The 9,664-nt window shown below is 42.2% G+C and carries 9 protein-coding genes, 16 tRNA genes and 1 rRNA gene; all 26 read right to left on the bottom strand.

Features of this window, described 5'->3' with window-relative positions; translation table 11 throughout:
* Positions 1–5 precede the first annotated feature (5 nt).
* Entirely contained in the window at positions 6–713 is a 708-nt protein-coding gene (gene purC, locus ODU50_RS08855) for a phosphoribosylaminoimidazolesuccinocarboxamide synthase (protein ID WP_105153217.1), read from the bottom strand.
* A gap of 117 nt (positions 714–830) precedes the next feature.
* The gene (locus ODU50_RS08860) at positions 831–1,079 is read right to left on the bottom strand and encodes a phosphopantetheine-binding protein (protein ID WP_105153218.1); all 249 of its coding nucleotides are present in this window, start codon (positions 1,077–1,079) and stop codon (positions 831–833) included.
* Positions 1,072–2,079 (bottom strand): phosphate acyltransferase PlsX, encoded by a 1,008-nt coding sequence (gene plsX, locus ODU50_RS08865; protein WP_105153219.1) that lies wholly within the window; start codon positions 2,077–2,079, stop codon positions 1,072–1,074. Before plsX ends, ODU50_RS08860 begins: the two co-directional genes overlap by 8 nt.
* Complete coding sequence (gene recO / locus ODU50_RS08870; RefSeq protein ID WP_024385103.1) at positions 2,076–2,858, bottom strand: DNA repair protein RecO; 783 nt, start codon at positions 2,856–2,858, stop codon at positions 2,076–2,078. The genes plsX and recO overlap by 4 nt, the downstream gene beginning before the upstream one ends.
* Entirely contained in the window at positions 2,845–4,023 is a 1,179-nt protein-coding gene (locus tag ODU50_RS08875; RefSeq protein ID WP_024385104.1) for a pyridoxal phosphate-dependent aminotransferase, read from the bottom strand. Before ODU50_RS08875 ends, recO begins: the two co-directional genes overlap by 14 nt.
* 86 nt (positions 4,024–4,109) lie before the next feature.
* Positions 4,110–5,078: a ribose-phosphate diphosphokinase gene (locus tag ODU50_RS08880; protein ID WP_002935337.1), complete on the bottom strand. Its 969-nt coding sequence runs from the start codon at positions 5,076–5,078 to the stop codon at positions 4,110–4,112.
* 102 nt (positions 5,079–5,180) lie between these two features.
* Positions 5,181–6,416, bottom strand: a complete 1,236-nt coding sequence (gene pcsB / locus ODU50_RS08885) for a peptidoglycan hydrolase PcsB (RefSeq protein ID WP_105138873.1) — start codon at positions 6,414–6,416, stop codon at positions 5,181–5,183.
* An 84-nt stretch (positions 6,417–6,500) separates the two neighbouring features.
* Positions 6,501–7,016, bottom strand: a complete 516-nt coding sequence (mreD, locus tag ODU50_RS08890; RefSeq protein ID WP_105138872.1) for a rod shape-determining protein MreD — start codon at positions 7,014–7,016, stop codon at positions 6,501–6,503.
* A complete protein-coding gene (gene mreC, locus ODU50_RS08895) occupies positions 7,006–7,842 on the bottom strand; it encodes a rod shape-determining protein MreC (RefSeq protein ID WP_105153221.1) in 837 nt (278 codons plus the stop codon). The genes mreD and mreC overlap by 11 nt, the downstream gene beginning before the upstream one ends.
* A gap of 59 nt (positions 7,843–7,901) precedes the next feature.
* Positions 7,902–7,989, bottom strand: a tRNA-Ser gene (locus ODU50_RS08900).
* Between the two features lie 12 nt (positions 7,990–8,001).
* Positions 8,002–8,075 (bottom strand) — tRNA-Ile (locus ODU50_RS08905).
* A gap of 31 nt (positions 8,076–8,106) precedes the next feature.
* Positions 8,107–8,179: transfer RNA gene (locus ODU50_RS08910), tRNA-Phe, on the bottom strand.
* 14 nt (positions 8,180–8,193) lie between these two features.
* Positions 8,194–8,267 (bottom strand) — tRNA-Met (locus tag ODU50_RS08915).
* A gap of 10 nt (positions 8,268–8,277) precedes the next feature.
* Positions 8,278–8,367: transfer RNA gene (locus ODU50_RS08920), tRNA-Ser, on the bottom strand.
* Positions 8,368–8,373: 6 nt separating this feature from the next.
* Positions 8,374–8,447: transfer RNA gene (locus tag ODU50_RS08925), tRNA-Ile, on the bottom strand.
* 16 nt (positions 8,448–8,463) lie between these two features.
* Positions 8,464–8,537 (bottom strand) — tRNA-Met (locus tag ODU50_RS08930).
* Between the two features lie 12 nt (positions 8,538–8,549).
* A tRNA-Pro gene (locus tag ODU50_RS08935) sits at positions 8,550–8,623 on the bottom strand.
* A gap of 47 nt (positions 8,624–8,670) precedes the next feature.
* Positions 8,671–8,744 (bottom strand) — tRNA-Arg (locus tag ODU50_RS08940).
* Positions 8,745–8,762: 18 nt separating this feature from the next.
* A tRNA-Leu gene (locus ODU50_RS08945) sits at positions 8,763–8,846 on the bottom strand.
* A 7-nt stretch (positions 8,847–8,853) separates the two neighbouring features.
* A tRNA-Gly gene (locus ODU50_RS08950) sits at positions 8,854–8,925 on the bottom strand.
* A 12-nt stretch (positions 8,926–8,937) separates the two neighbouring features.
* Positions 8,938–9,010: transfer RNA gene (locus tag ODU50_RS08955), tRNA-Thr, on the bottom strand.
* A gap of 14 nt (positions 9,011–9,024) precedes the next feature.
* A tRNA-Leu gene (locus ODU50_RS08960) sits at positions 9,025–9,106 on the bottom strand.
* Between the two features lie 3 nt (positions 9,107–9,109).
* Positions 9,110–9,182 (bottom strand) — tRNA-Lys (locus ODU50_RS08965).
* A gap of 74 nt (positions 9,183–9,256) precedes the next feature.
* Positions 9,257–9,329, bottom strand: a tRNA-Asp gene (locus ODU50_RS08970).
* 113 nt (positions 9,330–9,442) lie between these two features.
* Positions 9,443–9,515, bottom strand: a tRNA-Val gene (locus tag ODU50_RS08975).
* Positions 9,516–9,538: 23 nt separating this feature from the next.
* Positions 9,539–9,654: ribosomal RNA gene (rrf, locus tag ODU50_RS08980) — 5S ribosomal RNA — on the bottom strand.
* Positions 9,655–9,664: the final 10 nt, after the last annotated feature.

Consider the following 9,664-nt stretch of genomic DNA (forward strand, 5'->3'; position numbering starts at 1 on the left):
AATCCTTACTTCACTTCTTGTAACTTTGCCAATACGACCTCGTAAACCTCGGTCAATTCCCCGAGACCCCGACGGAAAACATCCTTGTCCAGATGGTTGCCATCCACATCCCACAAACGACAATTATCAGGCGAAAACTCATCCGCCAATAAAATCTGACCAGACGAGTCAACCCCAAATTCTAGCTTGAAATCCACCAAAGTCAGCCCAATCTGAGCAAACAAGCCCTTCAAGAACCCATTGATTCGTCTTGTTTCTTCCTTGATATAGGCGATTTCTTCTGAACTAGCTAGATTAAGAAAGGCAATATGTTCATCGTTGATAAAAGGATCGTCCAATTCATCTTTTTTATAGTAAAATTCTACGATAGGAGTAGGTAAGGCTATCCCTTCCTCCACCCCGAAGCGTTTTGAGAAAGACCCAGCTGTCACATTTCGCAAAACAACCTCAAGAGGAATGATTTCCACCTTCTTATTCAACTGCTCCGTATCCGACAAACGCTTTATAAAATGCGTTTGGACACCAGCTTCATTCAATTTTTCAAAAATCAAAGATGAAATCAGATTATTGAGCCGGCCCTTACCCACAATCTGTTCTTTCTTACCACCATTAAAAGCCGTCGCCTGATCCTTATAAACCGCAACAATCTGGTCATTGTCAGCCGTTGTGTAAATGTCTTTGGCTTTTCCTGAATAGAGAAGGTCTGTTTTCATGAGAATGTTCGCCTTTCATAAAATATTCTAGTCTTTTCGTTTATTCTAACACACAATATTCGTATTCACAACAAATTTACAGTTATTTAGGAAAAAACAAAGAAAAACGCCCGTAAACTACGAACGTTTTTTTACTTCTTCATAAATAAAATCAACAATATCAGATAGGACCTCAAAATGCTCAATAGCAGCATCTGGGACATCTACATGAAATTCATCCTCCAAATTAAGAACAAATTCCATGATTTCTACTGAATCTGCTGCAATATTATCTGCCAAAGTAGATTCAGGTTGAACTTGAAAATCTTCTCCCTTTTCATCCTGAATCAATTCAACAACCCGCTGATAGACTTGTTCTCTATTCATTGTCTTCCTCCACTACAGAAAATTTAGCAACTGATTTCTCCACAATACTGGCCTCCAAAATCGAACGCGTCTGTTTAAGAGTGTAGAAAATTGATTGAGCACCGCTGGATCCATGGGCCTTGATAACTGGAGCTTTTAGACCTAGCAAAACTGCCCCACCAGCTGTTTTGTAATCCATAGCACCAAGCGCCTTTTTCAAGGTTGGTTTAACAAGTAGACCACCAATTTTAGCACGCAGACCACCATTCTTGATTGAGCCAGTCAACTGACCAACGATGGATTTTGCAGTCCCTTCAACTGTTTTCAGCACAGCGTTTCCCGTGAAACCATCCGTCACGACCACATCCACCACACTGTTGAGCAACTCACGCGCTTCCACATTGCCAATAAAGTTAATCGACTTGTCTTCCGCCAAGAGTTTATAGGCCTCTTGGTGAACTGGCGTTCCCTTGGTATCTTCCGTACCGTTGTTCAAAAGTCCCACACGAGGTTGTTTGACACCACGCACGTGCTCCGCGTAAAATGAGCCAAGAATACCATACTGATAGAGGTGATGAGCTGTATTTTCAGCATTTGCCCCCAAGTCCATCATATCAAATCCATTACCGTCCATAGTCGGCAAGGTAGACATAAGACCAGGACGGTCGATATTCTTGATGCGACCGACCACAAAGACGCCTGCCGCCAAAAGAGCACCTGTATTTCCAGCTGACAAGACCGCATCTGCTTGGCCATCCTTGACAGCCTTGGTCGCTAGGACCATAGAAGCCTCTTTCTTCCGACGAATGGCCTTGACAGGCTCATCATCTGAATTGATTTTCTCCGTTGTATGGACGATGCTGACACGCTCTGTCGCTGTCAAATACTGCTTGATTTTAGCCTCATCACCATAAAGTTGAATTTCAATGTCTGGAAAGGCAACCAAGGCTTGATTGACACCTTCTACCACTGCATGAGGGGCATGGTCCCCACCCATAGCATCTACTGCAATACGTTTCATTCTGTTTCCTCATTTTCTGTTCTTGGTTTCATAATCTGCCCCCAAGAAGACAAATCATCTATAAATTTCTTGGATTTCAAGTGAATCCCCACATATTCCTCGTACAGCTGGTCAATAAAAAGCCGTAATTTTCGCTTCATCTCAGGCTTGATGGAAATGGTTTCCAGCTCATCAAAGGAAATAGCCTGAAATTGATCAAGTAGATAGGGAACATTGGGATCCAGATAAGCCCGTCGCTCATCTTGTTGATAGTGTTGCGGACACAAGACACCGCTGTACTTGTAGGAATAGTCGAAAGGCAGGCCAACCCGATGACAAAAAGCACACTCGTGAAAATTCAGACTGATCCCAAATCGTCCCAAGAGTTGAATTTCAAAGATATTGGTCAAAATTTCATAGTCCAAACCCGACTCCATCAAATCTAAGGTCTTGACCAAAAATGCAAAGAGGGCTGGGTCATAAACCTTATCCTGCAAGGCCGCATCTGCCAAGGCCAAGATATAGGTAGCATAGCTAAGCTTGAAAATATCGCCGTTAATATTCTTAAATGGCTGTACCTGATGAAAATCTTCGATATAAGACAGACCATCATCATTGATTTTAACGATAAAATCCGCATAGGTCAAAGGCTGGATAGAAGCTACCAGCTTGGACTTAGAGGCATGTTTCACAAAAAACATTCGCTTGCCAGCCTTCTCTGTAAAAATCTTGACCAGCTTGTCATCTTCTCGAAAATTCCGATTGTAAAGGACTAATCCCCTAGTTTCAATTCGTTCCATTTTCTTCCAGATATTCCTTCAAACGAGCCATAGCTGTTTGAATTTTCTCCATACTTGCTGCATAGGAAATTCGCACATAGCCTTCTCCATATTGACCAAAAGCCGCACCTGGAATAAAGGCCACCGCTTTCTTTCTCGCAAAGTCTTGCAAGAAGCTAAAGGAATCTTGATTGTAACCCGCAGGGATTTTTGCAAAGATGTAAAATGCTCCATCAGGCTTGATAATTTTAAAGCCCAAGTCCGTCATCTTCTCGATGATGTAATCCCTACGCTTGATATACTCCGCCCGCATTGGCAGAGCATCATCCTTACCGTTTTTCAAGGCCTCAACCGCACCATACTGCATAGCAGTTGACGCTGCAGTCACGAGATATTGGTGGCTCTTGATGATTTGAGCGATGATGGGAGCCTGACTCATAATCAAGCCAATCCGCCAACCTGTCATGGCATGGGACTTGGACAATCCCTGAATCAAAATGGTCTGTTCTGGCAAAAACTCCGCAATCGAAGTATGGGGCTGGCCAGTGTAAGTCAACTCCGCATAGACCTCATCCGACAGGACAAAGACAGGATACTTACGTAAGACATCCGCAAAGGCCTGAATCTGCTCTCGTGAGTAGGTCACACCCGTTGGATTGGCAGGATAGTTGAGAATGACAGCTTTTAGCTTATCCCCCTGCTCAATAATCGCCTCTTCCAACATCTCAGGTGTCAAAACAAAATCATTTGCCGTCGTATCGATTTCAACGATATCTGCTCCCACCATATTGACAATCGGCTCATAACCAGGATAGGCAGGGGCAGGTAGAAGTACCGTATCTCCAGCTTCCAAAATAGCAACTAAACTCGCTGATAGAGCTTCTGTCGCACCGATTGTAGAGAGGATTTCATTTTCTGGATTGTAGTGTAAATTATATTTTTCAGCCACAAACTCAGCTGCTGCTTGGCGCAACTCCAAAAGACCAGCCATACCAGTATAATAGCTCTGGTTAGCATCGATTGCAGCCTTAGCCGCTTCTTTGACATGATCAGGCGTTGTAAAATCAGGCTCTCCCAAGGTCAGTTTCAAAATCCCTGGAACATCCGAAATAGACTGATCAAACTGACGAATCATCGAAACCTCAATCCGATTCAAATTCTTATTAAAACGATTTAATAAATCCATTCTGCCACCTCAAAAACATATAAAACTATTATAATACATTTTGAAAATAAATGTAAAAAAGAAGAGTCATTTGACTCTCCTCATACCTATTTAACACGACTTGCCTCAAACAAAGGTGACAAGGGACGTTTTTCATGAATACGAATAATCGCTTCCGCTAATAATTCTGCCGTTGAAATATGTTCGATTTTATCGATTAAGCGATCTTCTGCAATTTCAATTGTATCAAGAACAACCAATTTCTTAATTGCTGACTTACTAATGTTATCCATAGCAGGCCCTGACAATACTGGATGCGTACATGAAGCATAAACAGCTGTTGCCCCTGCATCTGCCAAAGCATCCGCTGCATGACAGATGGTACCCGCAGTATCAATCATATCATCAATCAAGATACAAGTCTTATCCTTAATATCACCAATAATGTTCATCACTTCTGATGTATTCATCTTATCAACACTACGACGTTTATCAATAATAGCAATCGGTGTCTTCAAGAACTGTGCTAACTTACGGGCACGTGTCACACCACCATGGTCAGGTGATACAACAACATAGCCATCACCTACCATACCACGACGCTCAAAATAATCCGCAATCAATGGAGCACCCATCAAATGATCAACAGGAATGTCGAAGAATCCCTGAATCTGTGCAGCATGCAAATCAATTGTCAACAAACGATTGACCCCCGCTGTCTGCAACATATTAGCTACCAATTTTGATGTAATTGGTTCCCGTGCACGAGCCTTCCGGTCTTGGCGTGCATAACCATAATAAGGCATTACTACGTTTACTGATTCAGCAGATGCACGTTTAAGAGCATCAACCATAATCAAAATTTCCATTAAATTATCATTAACTGGTGAGCTAGTGGATTGAAGAATATACACATGAGTTCCACGAATGGATTCCTCAATATTTACCTGAATTTCACCATCTGAAAATTGACGAACACTTGATTTTCCAAGAGGAATTCCTATTTTTTTCGACACCTGTTCAGCTAACTTCTGATTTGACGAAAGAGCGAACAATTTTAAGTCAGTAAACGCCATGACAGCCTCCTATATATTTCTACCTTTACTATTTTAACCCTTTTTCCTTCATTTTTCAAACAAAAATAGAGCGCAAATCCACACGCTCTATTTGAAAATTTCTTAATATGGAGGGTAAATGTAGTAAACTGCTCCCTCAGAAGTCGTTGTTGGATTGAAATAACCACCACGATGGTTACCAATATAACGACGACCCATGTAGTTTGATTCAACAACTTGGATACTTGTTGAAGATTGAACAGCCGTAACAACAGCTACGTGTCCATAATAGCCACCTGTCCAAACAGCAATTGCACCCTCTCTTGGAATAGAACCAGTGTTAAAACCTTCTGCACGAGCTGATGCCAGCCACTGTTTAGCATCACCCCAGTATGGACCAACCCATGAAAGCTGGGATTTAACACCCCACGTACACTCACCAACTGGATAAGACGAAGCATCATAGCGCGCATTGCTCACAGCAGCTGAGCTACTTGACCCAGAGAATACCGGTGTTGTAGATGTGCTTACTGACTGAGAAGGTACTGAAACCGTCTCAGTCACTGTAGTTGCTACTGGAGTTGACACAACAGGTGCCGATACTGAAGCCACTTGTTGTTGCGCTAGAGAAGCTTGTTGCGCTTGATACTCAGCCTGACGAGCGGCCGCTTGACGAGCCGCTTCCTCTGCTACTGCCTTTTTCTCCAGTAATGAATTCTTCTCATCTTCAGCAGTAGCTTTCTGCACAGCCAAATTTAACTTAGCAGCTTCTAATTCAGCTTGACGTACTTGCAATACTTGGGCATCATCTTCCAATTTCTGACGATTAGCAGCCAAAGTAGTGATTGCTTCTTGGTTTGCCTTCTGTTTTTCAACAATCGCTTCTTTATCAGCCTTTTGTTGTTCCAACATACGGTTATTAGCTGAAACAATCTCACGCATGGCATTAACACGAGAAACAGCATCAATGATTGATTTTGAATCCAAAATTGTATTAATGTAACTTGAAGCAGAACCATCAATTTGAGCACTACGTGCCTGCTCCCTCAAAGCACCATCACGCGATACAATATCAGCTGATAAACGCTCAATATCTGCCCCCAATGTCTGCGATTCTGCTTCCAAACGGGTATTTTCTTCTGTTAATTTCGCCTGTTCACTAACAATTGCATCAACTTGTCCTTGAATAGCATCAACTTGTTGTTGAGCTTCAGCTTGTTGTGCTGTCAACTCACTAATCTGTTGATTTTTTGCTGCAATCTGACTATCTACATCATTCGCACTAATCATAGCTACATAATTAGCATTAGATAGAACGACTGTACTTAACATAATTGTAGCCAAGATTTTTTTCTTCATATCCGAACATAACTCCTCTATACTTTCTGACTCTCTCATTTTATCAAAAAAATTGCGTAAGTATATTACGCAATTATTACATTTCTATGTCTTGTTTGTTATTCCAAATAAACGCTCAAATAACGGCTGTAGTACGAAAAATAAGACCAAATTGAATAGTAAACTTGGAAGTAATTTATTAAAAACAAAGATAAACACAGACAAGTTTGTTATATGAAAAATACGAGCAAATGAATAACTAATAAATTCAAATTGAAAAATAGCTACTAGTAAAATCAAAATATTAATTCCTCGCTTGCTGACAGCACTTTGGAAGAAGAAATAGATGCAATACAAAACTAAAGGAAGGGTTGTAGTAGCAATACCAATCAGATTAAGATAACTAATATCATATACCAAACCTAGCAAAGTAATTATGAATAATGAAAAACCAAGAGATACATAGTTAGCATAAAAAATAGCTAACATAAGTACCAAATGACTTGAAATAGTAAATAATCCGACCGACCAATTTGTTACCAAGGTTGAAATCTGTCCATCAAGTAATAAAATAAAGAACAAGATGGGAAACATGAATATCTCTATCATTTTATTGCGCATTTGTTTGACCTACCACTAAAACCGAATAAATGTTTGAAAAACTAGCTGTCGGCTCAACATATACTTCTCTATTTAAACTATTACTATTTGATTTAACCGATACAACTTTACCAATTTGGACATTTGCCGGAGTCGCACCAGCCAAATCACTCGTTACAACATTGCTCCCCACTGCAATTTCATCAACTGAGTTCAACTGATTAATGACAAAACTATTTGTATCTGCATCATAGCCCGATAAAATACCATAAATTTCTTTAGAATCAACAGAAATTTTCACAGGCAACTTCGTGAATTCATCCGAATTCGTAAATAAAGTAACAACCGCCGAATCTGAACTCAATGAACTCACGATGCCAACTAATCCACCATTAGCAACCACAAGTGCATTAGATGTCACACCACTAGTCTCACCAATATTAATTGAAATATGCTCCGACCACGATGAAGGAGTCCTCACTAAAACTGATCCTGGAATAAGTTGTTTTTCTGGAAAATCAGACACCACACCTAAACTGCTACGAAGCGATGCATTCTCTTCTTTCAAGCTAGTATTTTCAGCAGCCATCCCTTCAAGGCTCATAATAGCTTCCTTTAATTGTTTGTTTTCCTCGTAAGCGTTAATCAAATCTGTCAAGACATCTTTCTGCTCAGAAAAAAATCTAGTAGGCACTGAAATAACCGATTGAATTGGCGTTACAACAACACTAACGATATTATTTAAATATGGTACCTGTAACCCCTTAGAGAAAGTCACAAACAAAAGAGAAAATGACAGTAATAAAAAGATAGAAACAACTACTACTAATTTTGAAAATTTATTCATAATAGACCCTCACCAAGATACAATAAAACGAGAATATCAAGCGATAATCTCGTTCACTACGGAGAATAAGGGATTCGAACCCTTGCGCCAGTTACCCGACCTAACGATTTAGCAAACCGTCCTCTTCAGCCTCTTGAGTAATTCTCCATCAATATAATATGGGCACGAGTGGAATCGAACCACCGACCTCACGCTTATCAGGCGTGCGCTCTAACCATCTGAGCTACGCGCCCAAGATAATAAACTTGGACAAAGTTAAATTAATGGCGCGAGACGGAATCGAACCGCCGACACATGGAGCTTCAATCCATTGCTCTACCAACTGAGCTACCGAGCCACATCTTAAAGAAATTGCGGGAGCAGGATTTGAACCTACGACCTTCGGGTTATGAGCCCGACGAGCTACCTAGCTGCTCCATCCCGCGGTAGTAGAAAAGGAGGATGTGGGATTCGAACCCACGCACGCTGTTACACGCCTGACGGTTTTCAAGACCGTTCCCTTCAGCCGGACTTGGGTAATCCTCCAATATATGGACCTTGTAGGACTCGAACCTACGACCGCTCGGTTATGAGCCGAGAGCTCTAACCAGCTGAGCTAAAGGTCCAGCAAACAAGAGTATATAGCGGCGAAGGGAATCGAACCCCCGACCTCCCGGGTATGAACCGGACGCTCTAGCCAGCTGAGCTACACCGCCAAAATAATATAATCGGGAAGACAGGATTCGAACCTGCGACACCTTGGTCCCAAACCAAGTACTCTACCAAGCTGAGCTACTTCCCGATACTATTAAAAATAAAGCTCCCCTAACGTCTCCATTAAGCGAGTGATGCACCCTAGAGGATTCGAACCTCTAACCGCCTGATTCGTAGTCAGGTACTCTATCCAGTTGAGCTAAGGGTGCTAACTATTATAATCTTCATGCCGAGGACCGGAATCGAACCGGTACGATGTTGCCATCGCAGGATTTTAAGTCCTGTGCGTCTGCCAGTTCCGCCACCCCGGCCTCTCAAAGCGAACGACGGGATTCGAACCCGCGACCCCCACCTTGGCAAGGTGGTGTTCTACCACTGAACTACGTTCGCAATCTTTCCTAATGCCGGCTACATGACTTGAACACGCGACCCTCTGATTACAAATCAGATGCTCTACCAACTGAGCTAAGCCGGCCTATTTCTATTCTATGCGGGTTAAGGGACTTGAACCCCCACGCCCGAAAGCGCCAGATCCTAAATCTGGTGCGTCTGCCAATTCCGCCAAACCCGCATATGACTCGTGCTGGGCTCGAACCAGCGACCCATTGATTAAAAGTCAATTGCTCTACCAACTGAGCTAACGAGTCTTCTCTCTTTTCTAAGAGGATGTAAGCTATGCTTACTTCATACAAACTTCAAAATGTCCCCTAGACATCTCGAACGGTCCCGACGGGAATCGAACCCGCGATCTTCGCCGTGACAGGGCGACGTGATAACCGCTACACTACGGGACCTATCTGTACTCAAGCTAAAATCCTAGTGAAAAAGATAAACTTCCTAGAGTCATTGACTCTGCGTCAGTTTCCTATTTCCATACGGATTTCTTAACGCTTTTAGTAACATGATATGGGAGTTAACGGGATCGAACCGCTGACCCTCTGCTTGTAAGGCAGATGCTCTCCCAGCTGAGCTAAACTCCCAAATGGAGATCTCTCTCCAACTTGCTAAGCGACTACCGTATCTAACAGGGGGCAACCCCCAACTACTTCAGGCGTTCTAGGGCTTAACTGCTGTGTTCGGCATGGGTACAGGTGTATCTCCTAGGCTATCGTCACTTAACTACTGAGTC

Source organism: Streptococcus sp. 2020WUSS084 (assembly GCF_044427445.1).
Lineage (GTDB): Bacteria > Bacillota > Bacilli > Lactobacillales > Streptococcaceae > Streptococcus > Streptococcus suis.